The following is a 16,423-nucleotide window of genomic DNA, read 5'->3' as shown; positions in this document are numbered from 1 at the left end:
AAACTTATTTTTCTATTATAGATATATCTTGCCTAATATCTATTTCATCCAATTTTCCCCTCACAAAATTACTATAAACTGCATGATATCCTTTATGTCTAGAAGTTGCACTAACATCAGCATCTGGAACTCGAAGAAAAAATCCATTTGAAGCATCGTCCATGTCCATACCTATTTTTTGTAATACAGGATGACTTCTAAATTCCTTAGGAATAATATGTTGCGCTTCATAAGGAGTTCGTTTTGTAGTTTTAGGTAAACCCATTTCTTCAAACATATTTTTCCCCAGTTTTGTAGAACTTCCTCCTGTCACCTTTCCGGGAGTACTGGGAATAAGCCTATTAACTTCACCCGTACCCTTATCAGATGGATTTACAAATTCAATATCTTTAGGAAAAGACCTCAATGGTATGTACGATAGGAATAACCTTCAAGATTAATTTTTCCATTTGCATAAAAAAACAGCAGAGATTTCTAGTACCTATCTCTACTGTTTTTTCATTAACTTCCAAAACGAACTAATTTTTCATACTCTGTTATGTGTATTTATAACAAATAGTAATGCTTAAATTGCAACATCTTGGTATCCTACCCTAGCTACTTCTTCATTTATTAGACGAATACCTAACCCATTTTCCATGTCCCATGTACAGTCAAATGTTAGTCCAATATATCTGCCTTCAAAGCGTCTAGCAGATGGGACATAAATCCCCACTAGCCTGATCCTTTCAAGAAGCTGATCAATCGTTTCAATTAAAGGATAATTTTCATTATATGAAACATCATACCCAAGCTCATGTCGTTTTTGCTTGTAATAATCTAAAATTGGTTGCAAAATACTTTGTTGAAGATGCCCCCAATTTTGTATTAAAGAATTATACGAAGCATACTGTTTTTCACTAAATTCACCATCTTCTTCACCATCTATCATCAAAGCAATATCGGCTTCTTTGCCGCAAAACTCAATGGTAGTATCTCTACTCCAGACATAATCATATTCAAGCTCACCAAAAACTTCATCATTTATTTTCATTTTAAATTTTCCCCTTTCTATTTATTGGCAAATTCCCCTGGCTTAAACGCTCCTGCATTTATCTCTCCTACGCCGCCAAGATGCCCAAATTTGCCATTTATTTCTGATGGTACAAGTTGGATAGTCTTCACATCATTTAATTCGTGCCACGTTAACTTGTATTCTTCTCGATAATCTGCAATGTCTCCCGCTTTAATTTTCCCAGGAGTCATTCCAAATTTGCTTGCCAACTCTGGTGAATTGTTAAGCTGTTCAGCCAACTTTTGATCTGCTTGTTTAAAATTAATAGTTCTAGCTTTTGTTCCGTGCTTGCCGGTCCCGCCTAACATGTATTCAATTTCAAATTGCGCTTTTGCTACTGGTGAAAAATCAGGAACTCCATTTTTATACTCAATTCCATTAATACCAGCTTCATTTAAGATTTTCTGTAACGTAGGATCTGGTGGTGGTTTTAGGGTACATAAAGACTCACCTCTAACCCCTTCAAAAACGACATTTGAATTCGTTTCTGCGGGTGTTTGCTTGAATCTTGATTCATATGTACTGGCAAATTCCTCTTGCTTGAAGGCTGGTGGAACTTCAGCCTCTCTATTACCAGTACCCTTAACCCCACCACTCTCCAAATTCGAGATCCTACTCTGAATACTCGCCTTTGAGGCATCATGGGCTTCTTTTACGCTTTCACTGAAGTTCGTTCCACCGTATCTACGTACGCTTCCATCAAGTAATACTTCTTCACCTCTAATGAAGGCGGTTGTTTCGTCCACACCTTTTGCTACTAGACCTTTAATGAAATAGTCCGCATCATTAATCTTATCTACGGTTTTCCAGCCTTGTATTTTTAAATTTTTTAATAGATTATTTTCCTTAAGCGATTGTACCACATTTTTACCCAAATTTGGATTAAAACCAGGCATTCCTTCTTTGAATTTTAATAATTTCGCTAAATCAGCTAATTCACTCGTGCCTTTGAATGCTTTTACTCCTTTTCCTACTGCTCCAACAACTGGGATGGCATCTAATCCGCCAAAAATGATGTTTCCTACCCGCTCTTCTTGGCTCAATTTCCTATGTGTTCCCCAGTCTTCTCCGTCGATACCGCTTTTTATTTGTACACCTCCGTATACTACTGCGGCAGCGGCCCCGAGTGGTGGACAAAGGATTGTTGTGATGATGATTCCTACGCCTATTCCTATGTCTCGCACCATTTCTAGTTTTTTCTGTTCATCTTCTATCGATTTGTATTCAAATCCTCGTGTGGATGGGACTACTTTCTTGTATTCTTCATAATTTAGTTTTGCATCCGGATTTTGTTTTTTTAGTTCTTTGTATTCCTCTCTCAGTACGTTATCAAATGCAGGTGAATCTTTAAAAATATCTTCTATTGTTATTTTATCTTTTTTTGTTTTTATTGTTTGTGGTACACTTCCGTACCCTGCATGCGCATCTGGTAATACTGTCGTTGTTGTGGAGCCAATTCGGTTATCTGTTTTGAAACTGAGAATAGATGTATCTCTCATTTTTTGAGCGAATTTATCCATTTCTACTAAAAAAGGTTTATCTATATGTTCAGAGACCAATCGCCCTGCTTCTCCGCAATATTTTTGTAATATCGAATAGCTCTCGAGTAATTCCCCGATTTTTTGCGATTGATCTTTTGGGTTAAAATGTATACTACCATCTGAGTCTAAATCTCGTATTCTTCCATCAATTTTTTTCAATAATTCATTTGCGTGCCGTAATTTTATGAGTGTATCTTTTGTAATTCGATTCATACCATCTCCCATGTTTTGCCATGGTTCAGGTCTATATTTCACATCCATTTCGTTTTCATCCCCCAGCCGTATGGTGATTTCTACAACTTACTTAATATTTCACGTAATTGTTCGTCCTTTTCAAGCATTTCTACACATGCGTTCCTTACAAGTGTCGCCGACCTAGAATAGTGTTGAGCAAATTCAAGTGTTTTGTGTAATATATCAGGATATTTTTCAATTACTCTCATCGCTTCACCTTTTTGATAAAAATCACTGCTTAATAAACTCTCAATATTCGTTCCAATGACGTCTACATGGATTTTATATATATCTTCTAATTTCATTACTATATCAAGTAGTTCTTGAAAATTAACTAATACTTCTTCTCCACCACCAGAACCACCATCTCCCATTGATACTTGCATTATTCAATACCTCCTAACGAAAATTGTCTCGGGTCAATTAATTTTTTATACGGCATTTTTAACACGTCATACAATTTCTTATTTACCGCATAGAGACTCACCCAGTCATATTGATTACGTTCTACATCAATTTGAACGAAATCTTCTCCTTCAGTGAAATATAAGAAACATTCCCATTTTCCTCCTCTATTACTCCGAGGCCTCGTATACGTTTCTATCGCTATAACATCTTTATTTGATAAATCTTTTTCCTCAAATGTTTGTTGTTCTGCCTCTGTCATTCTCTTTGAGAAAAATGTATCTTCTATTTCCCTCGGTTCTCTCAATAAGAAAGGGATGCGTGTTAATAAGGAAAAATATACGTCTGGCTTTGGTATGTAGTCGATCTCGTATTTTTTATTTGGCTCTATTTCCGTTAATACAGCCACTCGGTCTTTATCCTCTTTCAAAAATCCAATTAATACATTATTCATTCTCGTGTATTCATGACAATTTTCATATTCTTTTAATAGCTCAATCATTTGAAAAGCTGCAGGGGTAATTCCGTTTTCATTTGTAAGTAAGCCTTTTTCTTTTAAACTCGTAGTTGCTTTCGTGACACATTCTTCATCAAGTAAAATAATTACGTCACGGTTTGGCAATCCAAATATATCGGTAACCCCAGCTGCACCTGCGAGAACATATAATTCAGCAGGTGCAAAAATCATTTCTTTCCCCATTCTTTTATTCCTCATTTCTCCATCACAATTTTTTTATCGCCCTTACTTCCGATATATCGCCATACGTTTGAATACTTTTCTCTAACTCTTTCAAAGCTTTCGTATGTCCTTCAAATGCCTCTACCATTTCTGAGTTATATTGAATGATTAAATCAAGATAACTTAAAAAGGCATCTCTCGTTTTTCCATTCCATTTCGCACATGTAACGTATGCTTTTAAGTTTTTCGCTTGATTTAAAGAATCTTTCATGCCGTTCTCTATGTTTTGTGCGTAAGAAATGGCACTTGCAGTGTTACTTCCTATAATTTCAACCTCTTTGCCACTCATGTGGATTCCCTCCATTCTTTGTATACTTAATGGATAAGTTTTTCAATTTCCTTTTTCTTTTCTTCGAAAGCTCTGGTCGCGGCAGCGTATGCTGACGCTTTCTCCGCTTCTGCTTTCGCTTTATATTCCAAATACTTTGCATAAGCTGTACCTATCGCAGATCCAACATTGCTTAATTCACTTTTAAAATAGGATAATACTGTATTTAAGTCTTCATCCTTTTCATGACGTTTTTGTTCAAATTCAACTGCCGGAATTTTATTAGCTTCTAAACCATTACTTTTACTCTCATAATCTCTTTTCGCTGATTCAGCCTCTTGAATGAATCGTTTTAACTCTCTTTCTTGATCTTTCAAATAATCATGTAATTTATCATACTGGTCTCGTTTCCTCGCGCTTTCTGTAAAACCCGATGCATTTAAAAAAGCATTATACAATTCATCTAACATCTTTCTCCCCCTTTATTACAATAACTATGTAGTTAAATTCGTATATTTAAACATGAATATTCATTACATTGAGAATTTATAAATAATTATTTTTACATATTGCTATTTTATCAAAGGGGTTTTAACATTTCCATATTTTATAAAAAGGTTTCGCATTTTTCTTCAATTTTATGTAGTTAATTCCTCTCCATACTACCTTTACAAATGAAGATCGTTTAGCCTAGTCTTTCATTGGTCAGTATAAAAAAAAGCCACCCAACTCAAATGAATTGGGTGGCTCTATACTATAAAGAGAATTTGCTATTTGTATTACTTCAATTTCCCTTCAAAAACAATCTTTCTACCGCACGGTTCAACTTCTGTTTTTCCGTTTTTCTTCACTTCATGAAAGATTGGTTCTTCCATACGACGAGACGGTGCGTAGCCTTCTTGTTCCATACGTGCTAAGCAGTCTGTAATTGTTTCGTTTTCGAGTACTTCAAATTTCTTTTTATTAGGTTGTTTTGTCATGCCCTAACCTACTTTCTATTTTTCTTGATGCGAATTGATTCTTCATGTAGACCATATATACCATTGCGAGAATTCCCATTATAATCATAACCGCAATAAAAAAGCTTGTATACTGTATTTTTTCTATAAATACGCCTCCTAATACAGGTCCCATAATACTTCCTAAACTAAAGGCGATTCCAGATAATATATTACCTGCTGGTAGTAAGTGCCTCGGTAATAAATCTGTCATAAATCCAAGACCTAATGAGAAGCACGATCCAATGACCATACCCGCTAACAGCATACAGGCAAAGACGATCCAGTAATATTGATCAAATACTGCTGCAAGTAGGAAAATACCTGTACTTACGCTGAACGTCCACGTTAAAATACGATCTCTTCCATATTTATCACTTAATATACCGAGTGGAATTTGTGTAATAATGCCCCCAACTGCAAACGCTGGTAATAAGAAGGATACATCTGAAACAGACCATCCTTTACGAAGCCCGTATACTGGCAAGTTACTATTTAACATTGCTTCCAGTACGCCATATGCAAGTGGTCCTAGTAATGCAATCCAACCTAATCCAACAACTTGTTTATAACGAGAAATTGATGATTCACTCTCCATTTCTCTTTCATCTTGCGCCGGGAATGCATTTTTCGTTGGAAGTAATAATAGCCAACCTATTAAGCAAAGTATAGTAGATATAATAAATGGTGTTGCAAGACCGTACTGCACAGTGCTTGCTAAATACGGGCCAACAGCAAAACCAATTCCGAAGAATACACCGTATATCGATACTTGTCTCCCTATTTTACTCGGGTCTGATGTTGTCGTAATCCATGTTTGTGTTCCGACATGAAGCATATGATCTCCGACTCCAACTAGAAATCTAAGAATAAACCATACCCAAAATGAAAAAGTTTGTGTAAAAAAGAATAATGAAATAATAACGAGAAACCCACCAATAACGATAATTGGCTTCATTCCAAACTTTTGCATCGGTTTTTCAAGAAACGGTGAAATAACTAATATCCCAATGTATAATGCCGTCGCATGAATACCGTTAATACTTGAACTAACCCCTTCTTGTTCAAAAATCATTGCAATGGCAGGTAAAAGCATCCCTTGTGATAAACCCGAGATTGCTACAATTCCAACCATAATCCAAAAAGTAAAACGCATCGACATCCTTTTCCCTCTCCTTCTCACGCTTTCCACTTTTCATTATAAACTGTTTCTCCAAATGCGTGTACGAATATTATGAATAAAAAAGAAGCTAAAAGAATGAACCTTTTAGCTTCTTATCCTTCCCATACTTGAGCTTTCACATTGTTATGGAATTGCTTGAAATACGGATGTTTATAAAAAGCAGTTTCATACACGTATTGCTGTGCATGAGCAATTGGTGGCTGCGGGTATTGCATTTGTAAAGGAACTACAGCTGGTGAAACTTGCATATACATCGGAGCTATCATTATTTTTGTATATAAGTGATGATTATATGGCGAATGCGCAATTAAGAACGGATGATGCATGGATAATCTCCCCTTTTACCTACAATGTTATAGTATATGCAATACCTCTCATTTCGGGGATTATTTCTATTCTAACCAGTCCTCTACATGTTTTATAAATACATCTAAGCAGTCTATAAACGGTGAGTGTCCGCAATCTTCTAATATCTTCAACTCTGCATTCAGTAAATGTTTTGCTAATTCCTCACCGACTACTTGCGGTACGACGTAATCTCTGTCACCTTGTATGACGAGTGTTGGAGCTTTAATATGATGAATTTGCTTATTTCCCTCTACAACCCCGTTATGTTCATCCGAAATATTAAATGTAATGAGCGCATAATTTACATCCACGAAATTACGTTGCGTTAACATATCATCTAAATACTTTTCATAACGATCCGGTTCCGGTTGATTATGTGTATATATTAATAGATTCCATACTGTTCGGTAATATAATTTATTCATATTTTTTATCGCGTCTAGCACCGGTGCAATTTGTACGGGATCTTGCGCGATTTCTTCCTTCGTCTTTACTAAACTTGATACGATTGGCTGCCCGTTTATATCTTTTTTAAAAATTGGATATCCCTTCATGCCCACTGATTCTACTAAAATTAACTTTTCGACAAACGTTGGATGATTTGCTGTAAATTGCATCGCAACACCCCCGCCCATTGACCAGCCCATTAATGAAAATTTTTCTAGTTTTAATTGATCGATAAATAGTTTTACATCTATTGCAAAGTCTTGTAATGAATCTATCGATTGATTATATGTTGATTGGCCAAATCCTCTTAAATCAAGAGCGTAAATATGGTATCGGTCTTGCAGCTTTTCAATTACTAAATCCCAATGTTGTGACGACGTCATGTTCCCGTGAATGAGTACAAGAATTTCTGTATTTTGCCTTCCAACTTCCTGATACGCAATCGTTTCTCCGTTCGATAGTGAAACAAACTCCATTGTTGCAGGCTTAATCATCACAAGTTCCCCCATTCTTTTTAATAGAAAGAAAATTCTTTACTTACTTAAAGAATAGCATACAGAATATACGTTCGCAACATAAAACCTATACGAAATTTTTACATAAATCAACATGTCTATTACTAGACAATTATAATGAAAAAGTATATAGTTAGCTAGGTAACTAATTTGAAAGGATCAAAATACATGGACGAAAAACAACATTTTTTTCACATTGTCAGCCAGACTTCTCGCAAGTTTACGAAGAAATTTAATGAACGCGTATCTCCCACTGGGTTATTTAGTGCGCAATGGGCTGTTATTTTCCGCATCAATCAAACTGGTTCTTGTACACAAACAGAGTTATGCCAGTATTTAAATGTTGAATCACCAACGATGACTCGTACGTTAACACGTATGGAAACGATGGGATGGATTATTCGTACAGAAGGAAAAGATCGCCGTGAGAAGCTTATTTCTTTATCGGAAACAGCGATAAAAATGATTCCGGTATGGCAAGAAGAAGTTGATACTTTCGAAGAAAAAACACTAGAAAGTATTAACGAAGATGATTTACATCAAGCATTTGAAGTGTTACAAAAAATCATTAAAAATTTAGATTAAATTGGAGGGATGACGATGCAAAGTGAGAAACTTTGGACGAAGGATTTCCTCGGAACTTGTTTTAGTAGTCTATTTCTCTTCTTAACATTTTACATGCTTATGACTACTCTGCCTGTCTATGTAATAGACGGCCTAAAAGGAAAACCTGAGGAAATTGGTTTAGTTGCAACTGTTTTTCTTATTTCATCTGTTTTATGTAGACCATTTACAGGTAAATGGCTCGATGATTTAGGAAGAAAGAAAATATTATTTATTTCACTTTCATTATTTTTAGCTGCTACTGTTATGTATTTCGGTGCGCAAAGTTTATTTTTATTACTTGCCCTTCGCTTCTTACATGGTATTGGGTTCGGTATGGCAACGACAGCAACTGGTACGATTGTCACAGATGTTGCGCCTGCTCATAGACGAGGCGAAGCACTTGCCTATTTCGGCGTATTCATGAGTCTGCCGATGGTAATTGGTCCTTTTTTAGGTTTAACAATTATTTCTCATTTTTCATTTACTGTACTATTTATCGTTTGTTCCGTATTTTCATTGCTTGCATTTTTATTAGGACTACTTGTAAATATTCCGCATGAAGCACCAGTGAACAAACAAAAACGAGAAAAAATGAAATGGAAGGACTTAATTGAACCATCCTCTATTCCGATTGCTCTAACAGGATTTGTTTTAGCCTTTTCTTATAGTGGCATTTTATCCTTTATTCCTATTTATGCGAAAGAGATCGGTTTAGGAGAAGTTGCTAGTTACTTCTTTATTGTATACGCACTCGTTGTTGTAATTTCTCGTCCATTTACAGGAAAGATTTTTGATCGCTTCGGTGAAAATGTACTTGTTTACCCTGCTATCATTATTTTCACAATTGGGATGTTTATTTTAAGCCAAGCACAAACTTCATTTTGGTTCCTTGGCGCAGGTATGCTAATCGGTTTAGGCTACGGGACATTAATTCCTAGCTTCCAAACGATTGCAATTTCTGCCGCTCCAAACCACCGACGTGGTTCTGCGACAGCTACTTACTTCTCATTCTTTGATAGTGGTATTGGCTTTGGTTCTTTCATTTTAGGTATCGTCGCAGCGAAATCCAGTTACCATAATATGTATTTTATCGCAGCTATTATCGTTGCCTTCACTTTACTTCTATATTATGGATTACACGGACGAAAACAAAAATTCAAGAAACAGCATACAGATGAAAAAGTTTCCGCTTAACATGAATAAGGAAAGTAAACTTCCCCGTTTACTTTCCTTATTTTGTATTTCTTTTAATAGAAGCGTATACTTATAATAGAAATAAAAAAGGAGGGACCGATATGAAACTTAAAAAATCTCCCCTACTCTTACTCATAATCACATTCATATTTGTAATTACAGGGCTCGGTTTTACATACTTCAAACATAATAAAACAATCCCATCGAAAAATAACGTGACGAAGAAAAATTGGTTAGATGATCCTTACTTACGTTGGTCGTACACACATATGAAAGAATTCACTTTAATTAACGAGGTAAATAATAACCCGGATCACGTTTCCCACTTCTCTACCACATCGCAAAACTTAGACGATTTTGCTGTGGAGCGTAGATTTGGAAATACAACTCCTCTAAAAAAACTTTTAGACGATAACAAAACGGATGCTTTTGTCGTTGTACATAATGGACAACTTGTTTATGAACGATATTTCAATGGATATAACGAGAGTGAACCTCATGGCATGGCGTCATTAGCAAAGGTCTTTACCGGAGCAATTATACAATCTCTCGCTGAAGAAAACCGTATTGACTTAGAAAAAACAGCTGACGCATATATAAAAGAATTAAAAAATACACCGTTCGGTAATGCCACACTTCAGCAATTAATGGATATGCAAGTTTCTGTAGAATACCCTACTCATGGATATGAACATCCAGCGTTAGAAAATCAAGATGCACAACTATATTTAGCTAGCAATATTTTACCACGCGGTAAAAACTACGACGGTCCGATGAAAATTTATGATATGTTACGAGAAGCAGAAGAAACTGCACCGCCTGGTTCCGATTTTTCTTACGATAACGGATCAGCGGAAACACTCGCTTGGGTGATTCGAACGATCACTGGTAAATCATTAGCTGAAAATGTTAGCGAACAAATATGGTCTCAAATTGGTATGGAAGAAAACGCGTATTACGTTACAGATGAAACGAAAATAGAGCAAGCAAGCGCTGGCTTAAATGCAACTGCTAGAGATATGGCTAGATTCGGGCAATTACTATTAAACAACGGGGAATATAACGGAAAACAAATTCTCCCTTCTTCTATTACTGAAGATATAAAAAATGTCCAAGAAGGTGAACTTGCAGTTGGCCCTGGGGCTTCCATTTCTTATCATAATCAATGGTGGATTCCGCACAATGAACAAAGTGCTTTTGAAGTGTTAGGTAGTTACGGACAAACACTTTACATCGATCCGAAAGCAAATATGGTCATTGTCCACTTCTCTTCTAACGCTACGCCAAGTAATGAAATACATTCAGTCTACTCAAATATGTATATTGATATTGCACATCATTTAGAGAAGCTTCCACAGTAGTGGAAGCTTTTTCTTATTAGGGTGTTTTATTTGAAGCCACTATCCTCATCAAAGTTATTCATCATTAAACTTTTTATTAGCAATCCAATAATTTGTTACGAAGAGTGTCAATAAAATCCAAATAATCGTTAGTAGTACATTGATCATTGCGGTTGCATTCACTTCCCCTGTGACCAACGTTTCCATTGCATGTTTACTCATACTGGCTGGATTAACCTGATCTACTATTGGAATCAAACCGACGATTATTCTACAAGCTAAAAGAAAAGCAATTGAAATTAGCGCAATAATACCTTGACTGTGAAAAATAGCACTTATCATAGTTGTGAAAGATACGATAAAAAGAACCCAAATTAAATAAAATAGTAATCCAGTAATCATGTACGAAAACGGAACAACAGTAAAAAGATAGTTTGTATATAGATAAGAGGTAAAGTATCCAATCATTACACTAAGCGCTACTATTACATAATTTGATACTATTTTCCCAGCTATATACGAAGTAACCGTAACAGGTCTTGTTAAAATAAAGGCTAACATACCGTTAGCTTTATCTGTTTGAATGGCACCCATCATAGAGATTACTAGAATCATAAGTCCGAGCTGATCAAACTGAGACCCCAAAGTACTCGCTAGTACTTCGCCTCCTTTTTGTGATGTCATACTTGGATCGATGGTAATTCCCTGTCCTCCACCAAATGCCTCCAAAATTGATGGCAAGTAATGCGTTACTATTGGCTGTGTTGCCCCTAAAAATATAAAAACAATTGGTAGCCAAATCACCTTAAAATCACGTAACATTTGAACACATTCTTTTTTTATCAATACCATTAGATTATTCATTTTTGCACCACCAATTTCAAGAAAATTTCTTCTAAAGTATCGTTGTTTATTTCAAATTTAACGATGTCCACTTTATGTTCAAGTGCATTTTGCAGTAACATATTTTTATTTATTTCAATGCTGTCAACCTTCACTTTGACTTTAAGCCCAATTACTTCTACGTCCTTCACATAAGGCAAATTTTTTACAACGTCAATCCACTCTCGATCTTTAGCTGTAATTTCAATGATTAATTTATTTTCGCTATTGCAGTGCAAAAGCTCAGTAATTGTTGTATCTTCTATCTTTGTTCCATCTTTAATCATGACAAATCGTTCACAGATTTCTTCTGCGTCACTTAATATATGGGTTGATAATAAAATAGTCGTATCTTTTTTTATTTCTTCAATCAGATTTAATACTTCCCTTCTACCTATTGGATCTAATGCAGATACTGGTTCATCCATGACAATAAGCGAAGGCTTATGTAATAATGCTTGTGCAATACCAAGTCTTTGTTTCATTCCCCCAGAAAAGGTACTCACCTTTGAACCTTCTTCTCCACTTAATCCAACTTTCTCCAAAATTTTTGGTATCGACTTTGACAATGCTTCTTTTTTCATCCCTGAAAGTTGCCCCATAAACATAAGGGTTTCTCGCGCTGTCATCCAATGAAAAAAATTAGGGTATTGCGGTAAGTAGCCAATTTCCCTTTTCATTTTTGATATTTTTATCCCATTCAATAACACTTCACCAACATCTGGATTAATAATATCTGAAATCACTTTTATTAATGTAGATTTCCCTGCTCCATTTGGTCCAATTAACCCTACACATTCCCCTGATTGCAGTTCCATCGAGAAAGTATTGACAGCAATTTTCCCTTTAAATGATTTTGTTACATTTCTAATCTCTAATTTCATAATTTCTCACTGTCCTTTCTCCCTATAACAAAGTACAGAATAGGTCCCAATACGTTAACAAAAATAATAATTAGCGTCCATACAAGTACATTTTTTCTAGTTTTTCTATTTCGGTATAAATCAATTAATGCAATGAAAACTAAAAGTGCCCCGACTGCAATAACTGGTAATATAATGGGTAGAAAAGCCATAATATCAATGTCTTTAAGATCATTCAATCCATAATGTATTTTCATTGTCATCACTCCTTTCAAATCTCATTATCATTATTGATAATGATAAAATAAAAACGGATGGATTGCAATCATTATTCTCATTATTTATAATGAGAATAAAAAAACAATACATAAGGTGATATAATGAGTAATAAAGTTGAAATTTTAATGCATCCTGTAAGAATGAAAATTTGCCAAGTGTTAATGAGAAATAAGGAAGATGGGCTAACACCATTAGAAATGGTAAAAATCATTAAAAATGTACCACAAGCAACACTATATAGACAGCTACAAACTATGGTTGATTCTGGTATCGTCCATGTAATTAAAGAAAAAAAGGTAAAATCTGTTTCTGAAAAATATTACGCAATCAATGAAGAAGATGCAAAAATTGAAGGAAGTGAATGGAAAGGCTTATCTGATGATCAAAAGTTAAACTACATTTCCTACTACCAGCTATCACTTATGACACAATATCAAAGTTACCTTAAGAAATTAGAGGAACAAAACAGTCAAGAAGATAAGGCTACTTTTTCTGTAGTAGAATTAAAGCTAGATGAAGAACACTTTGGAAAGTTTCAAAATGAACTTAACGAATTAATGATTAAATACTACAATAGCCAAAGTAAAAACGACGAAATTGAGGCTTCAATTCAGACCATCGCTATTACAATTATTCCAGAAACGTAAACTACATACCCCCATTTTGCCTGTCTAACTTAACTTAGTGCATTCTTCTAAATAAAAGTGAGCTATTTAACACTAACATGTTAAATAGCTCACTTTTTCAATCTAAATTAATACTTTTAATAAAATCAAAATGATTTTCATCAGCTAATTTATCGATATAACCCGTTATATACAAATTCGCTTTAGTCACTTCTGTATTCTTAAATTCAGAATAAAAATCAGGAGAAAATGATACTTCCAAAACAACACTATCCCCAGGTTTAACATTTAATTTATTACCTTTAGCTAACACTTTAAATGGATTAGTTGTTTGACCAGATTTTGTTGGGGATTTAGGAAATGAAAACATAACATTATTTTGCGCAATAACATAATCGGTATTATTCGTCATTTTTATTTTATAAGATATTTCAGTGTTCGTATTTGTATTTTTAGAAAGTAATTCATACACTATTCCCTTTTCAATATCTGCTTGTTTAAAAGTATTATTATTTTCACTAGAACAAGCACTCAAAATAAAAAACAAAACCAATATGATTATTCCACATTTTTTTTCATCGATTTATTACCACCTATTAGTAAACACTATATTCTCTTTGAATTGTCATACCATTTGAAACGTACGTAACACTAGTAGTACTAGTACTACTAACTGAAAATCCTGCAATCCCACCACTTACTCCACCTGAATTACTAACTGTTGTAAAAAATTTACCCGTTACTCCCAATGTCACACTAATCGTTGGATATGCCGTTGTCTTCCAAGAATTACTTTGTGCCCATGTAGCAGAATATTTACCCGCAGAAAGAGAAGAACCAACAGTAGAGCTATTAATTTGTCTAAAAGATCCAGAAGAATAAATTTCAATACTACCTTCTAAATCAGCTTTAAAAATAGAATTTCCAGAATAAGTTTGTGTCCAAGAAGCTTGTCTCCAAATAACATTACTACTAGCTGCTGCAGTAGGATTTATTTTACTTAAACTTTGAACAGTTCTAGCAGAAACAAGTTTATCAGCTTCTTTATATGAGATATTTTCATTCTTTGCTACGTTTTTAACATATTGTTCTCTAGTAATATCAATAATTTTAACTCCAGGAATTTCCTCGTTTGATAATAAATTAATTGGTTTTTGTTGTTGTGTAATATCATTTGTAACTAGGGAATCCGCGGAAGCTGGAAAAGCTGATGTGCTTAACATAGCAATCATTAAAGAAGATCCAATAAACAATTTCGTTTTGTTCATTACAACACCATTCTTTTTCCAAAATTAAGAATATTCACCGCTATTTTACAACCTATGTTATTTCAAATCAATAGTTATTTTGAATTCCCTTTGTATTTTTTGGTGTAAATGCTAGACATTTATATACTATATTAGAAATTCGCAATAATCTTGCTCTTATTTTTTCTACCTGTGTAAATATCAGAATTTTCAGTATATCGAAGGTTATTCCCAAATCAACCTCGAATAATTGTAATAAACATACATAAGGAGGTTGATCTATTTTGTTTCGTTCTTTTACTAATGGTTGCGTCGCCTTAGTGCAACGTTTCTTGCCAGAACCGTTTATTTTATCATGTTTATTAACTGTTTTTGTTATCTTCTTCGGCATGTTTGCAACGCACCAAACACCTGTGGAAATGATTAATCACTGGGGTAATGGCATTTGGGGACTACTCGCCTTTTCTATGCAAATGGCACTTGTACTCGTAACAGGATCTGCTTTAGCAAATGCTCCTCTTATTAAAAAAGGATTAACGAAAGCTGCAAGACTACCGAAAACGAATGGACAAGGTATTATTGCCATTTCAATCGTAAGTTTACTAGGAGCATACATAAACTGGGGATTTGGTATTGTTGTATCTGTTTTATATGCAAAAGAAGTGGCCAGGCAGCTTGAAGGATTAGATTATAGACTAGCAATTGCTTCTTCTTACTCTGGATTTCTCATTTGGCATGCGGGGCTTTCTGCTTCTATTCCTCTTACGTTAGCAACTGGCGGCGAAACGTTAATTAAAACGACAGCGGGAAGTATAAAAGAAGCGATTCCAATAACAGAAACATTATTTTCACCATACGCACTCGTTCCAGTTATTATTTTTCTCGTTACGATGCCTCTCATTAATAAAGCGATGCATCCAGATGAAAAACATACGATAACAGTAGATCCTAGCGTATTTCATGAAGAAGCTGCCACTCAAGAAGTAGGGAACAATACGTTCGCTGAAAAAATGGAAAATAGCATCATTATTACACTTTGTGTTGGATTGTTAGGTCTCATTTATATTTTCAATTACTTTTATACGAAAGGCTTTAACCTTACTCTCGATATCGTGATTTTTATGTTATTAATTGCTGGACTTATTTTCCACCGTACTCCGATTCAATATATTCGCGCTTTTTCGGACTCTACGAAAAGTGCTTCTGGTATTTTACTTCAATTTCCGTTTTACGCAGGAATTATGGGAATGATGATTGGAGCAAATAGTGAAGGACTTTCACTTGGAGGAGCTATTTCGAATTTCTTTATTAGCATTTCAAACGAAACGACTTTCCCGCTCTTTACTTTTTTAAGTGCTGGCATCGTTAATATTTTCGTTCCGTCTGGCGGCGGTCAATGGGCTGTGCAAGCACCCATTATGATTCCAGCTGGTGCTGAACTTGGTGTCCCTGCTGCAAAAACAGCAATGGCAATTGCGTGGGGCGATGCTTGGACGAATTTAATTCAACCATTCTGGGCATTACCGGCATTAGCGATAGCTGGTTTAGGTGCCCGTGATATTATGGGATTTTGCGTTGTTAACTTACTATATGCAGGATTCATCATTAGTCTATGCTTCTTATTTATTTAAACGAAAAGCTAGTTTTATACTAG

General features: G+C 35.0%; 21 protein-coding genes. 5 read left to right on the top strand and 16 right to left on the bottom strand.

Translation table 11 applies throughout. The features are described 5' to 3' along the window. Positions 1-4: 4 nt before the first annotated feature. The 11 genes from QEP67_RS11160 to QEP67_RS11110 all read right to left on the bottom strand — a co-directional run bounded on the left by QEP67_RS11160 (position 5) and on the right by QEP67_RS11110 (position 7,726). On the bottom strand, positions 5-277 hold the full coding sequence (locus QEP67_RS11160) for an AHH domain-containing protein (RefSeq protein ID WP_002108037.1): 273 nt from the start codon (positions 275-277) through the stop codon (positions 5-7). Between the two features lie 288 nt (positions 278-565). Further along, on the bottom strand, positions 566-1,033 hold the full coding sequence (locus tag QEP67_RS11155; RefSeq protein WP_000700052.1) for a DUF2004 domain-containing protein: 468 nt from the start codon (positions 1,031-1,033) through the stop codon (positions 566-568). Positions 1,034-1,050: 17 nt separating this feature from the next. Next, positions 1,051-2,856: an HNH endonuclease gene (locus QEP67_RS11150; RefSeq protein ID WP_353706582.1), complete on the bottom strand. Its 1,806-nt coding sequence runs from the start codon at positions 2,854-2,856 to the stop codon at positions 1,051-1,053. A gap of 32 nt (positions 2,857-2,888) precedes the next feature. Continuing rightward, complete coding sequence (locus QEP67_RS11145; protein WP_001198194.1) at positions 2,889-3,215, bottom strand: hypothetical protein; 327 nt, start codon at positions 3,213-3,215, stop codon at positions 2,889-2,891. After that, a complete protein-coding gene (locus tag QEP67_RS11140) occupies positions 3,215-3,934 on the bottom strand; it encodes a DUF5081 family protein (protein ID WP_098705063.1) in 720 nt (239 codons plus the stop codon). Before QEP67_RS11140 ends, QEP67_RS11145 begins: the two co-directional genes overlap by 1 nt. 22 nt (positions 3,935-3,956) lie before the next feature. After that, positions 3,957-4,262, bottom strand: a complete 306-nt coding sequence (locus QEP67_RS11135) for a WXG100 family type VII secretion target (RefSeq protein ID WP_000014540.1) — start codon at positions 4,260-4,262, stop codon at positions 3,957-3,959. A 26-nt stretch (positions 4,263-4,288) separates the two neighbouring features. Beyond that, entirely contained in the window at positions 4,289-4,711 is a 423-nt protein-coding gene (locus QEP67_RS11130) for a hypothetical protein (protein ID WP_000883452.1), read from the bottom strand. Between the two features lie 309 nt (positions 4,712-5,020). After that, complete coding sequence (locus QEP67_RS11125) at positions 5,021-5,221, bottom strand: NETI motif-containing protein (protein ID WP_000166305.1); 201 nt, start codon at positions 5,219-5,221, stop codon at positions 5,021-5,023. Then, on the bottom strand, positions 5,205-6,401 hold the full coding sequence (locus tag QEP67_RS11120) for an MFS transporter (RefSeq protein WP_064459706.1): 1,197 nt from the start codon (positions 6,399-6,401) through the stop codon (positions 5,205-5,207). Before QEP67_RS11120 ends, QEP67_RS11125 begins: the two co-directional genes overlap by 17 nt. Positions 6,402-6,514: 113 nt before the next feature. Further along, positions 6,515-6,748: a hypothetical protein gene (locus tag QEP67_RS11115; RefSeq protein ID WP_000546484.1), complete on the bottom strand. Its 234-nt coding sequence runs from the start codon at positions 6,746-6,748 to the stop codon at positions 6,515-6,517. Positions 6,749-6,814: 66 nt separating this feature from the next. Then, positions 6,815-7,726, bottom strand: a complete 912-nt coding sequence (locus QEP67_RS11110) for an alpha/beta hydrolase (RefSeq protein ID WP_116867874.1) — start codon at positions 7,724-7,726, stop codon at positions 6,815-6,817. Positions 7,727-7,900: 174 nt separating this feature from the next. Between QEP67_RS11110 and QEP67_RS11105 the strand changes: the two genes are divergently transcribed. From QEP67_RS11105 to QEP67_RS11095, 3 genes are all read left to right on the top strand, one after another. Beyond that, on the top strand, positions 7,901-8,317 hold the full coding sequence (locus QEP67_RS11105; RefSeq protein ID WP_048566004.1) for a MarR family transcriptional regulator: 417 nt from the start codon (positions 7,901-7,903) through the stop codon (positions 8,315-8,317). 15 nt (positions 8,318-8,332) lie between these two features. Continuing rightward, entirely contained in the window at positions 8,333-9,532 is a 1,200-nt protein-coding gene (locus QEP67_RS11100; RefSeq protein ID WP_048566003.1) for an MFS transporter, read from the top strand. Positions 9,533-9,633: 101 nt separating this feature from the next. Beyond that, positions 9,634-10,893 carry a serine hydrolase domain-containing protein gene (locus QEP67_RS11095; protein WP_000768708.1) on the top strand — a complete coding sequence of 420 codons (1,260 nt, stop codon included), beginning with the start codon at positions 9,634-9,636 and terminating at the stop codon, positions 10,891-10,893. A gap of 54 nt (positions 10,894-10,947) precedes the next feature. On the opposite strand, the gene QEP67_RS11090 is transcribed toward QEP67_RS11095, so the two are convergent. The 3 genes from QEP67_RS11090 to QEP67_RS11080 are packed head-to-tail and all read right to left on the bottom strand — an operon-like array spanning position 10,948 to position 12,874. Then, complete coding sequence (locus QEP67_RS11090) at positions 10,948-11,736, bottom strand: ABC transporter permease subunit (protein WP_353706581.1); 789 nt, start codon at positions 11,734-11,736, stop codon at positions 10,948-10,950. Then, positions 11,733-12,638, bottom strand: coding sequence for an ABC transporter ATP-binding protein (locus tag QEP67_RS11085; protein ID WP_000764128.1), 906 nt, complete (start codon positions 12,636-12,638; stop codon positions 11,733-11,735). Before QEP67_RS11085 ends, QEP67_RS11090 begins: the two co-directional genes overlap by 4 nt. After that, entirely contained in the window at positions 12,635-12,874 is a 240-nt protein-coding gene (locus tag QEP67_RS11080) for a PLD nuclease N-terminal domain-containing protein (RefSeq protein ID WP_000690908.1), read from the bottom strand. Before QEP67_RS11080 ends, QEP67_RS11085 begins: the two co-directional genes overlap by 4 nt. Positions 12,875-12,997: 123 nt before the next feature. Between QEP67_RS11080 and QEP67_RS11075 the strand changes: the two genes are divergently transcribed. Next, positions 12,998-13,543 carry a transcriptional regulator gene (locus tag QEP67_RS11075; protein WP_000066856.1) on the top strand — a complete coding sequence of 182 codons (546 nt, stop codon included), beginning with the start codon at positions 12,998-13,000 and terminating at the stop codon, positions 13,541-13,543. A 97-nt stretch (positions 13,544-13,640) separates the two neighbouring features. Here QEP67_RS11075 and QEP67_RS11070 read toward each other — a convergent pair whose 3' ends face one another. Next, on the bottom strand, positions 13,641-14,075 hold the full coding sequence (locus QEP67_RS11070) for a hypothetical protein (protein WP_000242419.1): 435 nt from the start codon (positions 14,073-14,075) through the stop codon (positions 13,641-13,643). A 43-nt stretch (positions 14,076-14,118) separates the two neighbouring features. Next, entirely contained in the window at positions 14,119-14,790 is a 672-nt protein-coding gene (locus QEP67_RS11065; RefSeq protein ID WP_001044242.1) for a hypothetical protein, read from the bottom strand. Between the two features lie 263 nt (positions 14,791-15,053). Between QEP67_RS11065 and QEP67_RS11060 the strand changes: the two genes are divergently transcribed. Then, on the top strand, positions 15,054-16,400 hold the full coding sequence (locus QEP67_RS11060; protein WP_000490019.1) for a short-chain fatty acid transporter: 1,347 nt from the start codon (positions 15,054-15,056) through the stop codon (positions 16,398-16,400). The last annotated feature ends 23 nt before the right edge of the window (positions 16,401-16,423 follow it).

It is taken from the genome of Bacillus cereus group sp. MS39 (assembly GCF_040448665.1).
Classification (GTDB): Bacteria; Bacillota; Bacilli; order Bacillales; family Bacillaceae_G; genus Bacillus_A; species Bacillus_A wiedmannii.
This window is presented reverse-complemented; position numbering and strand designations above follow the sequence as displayed.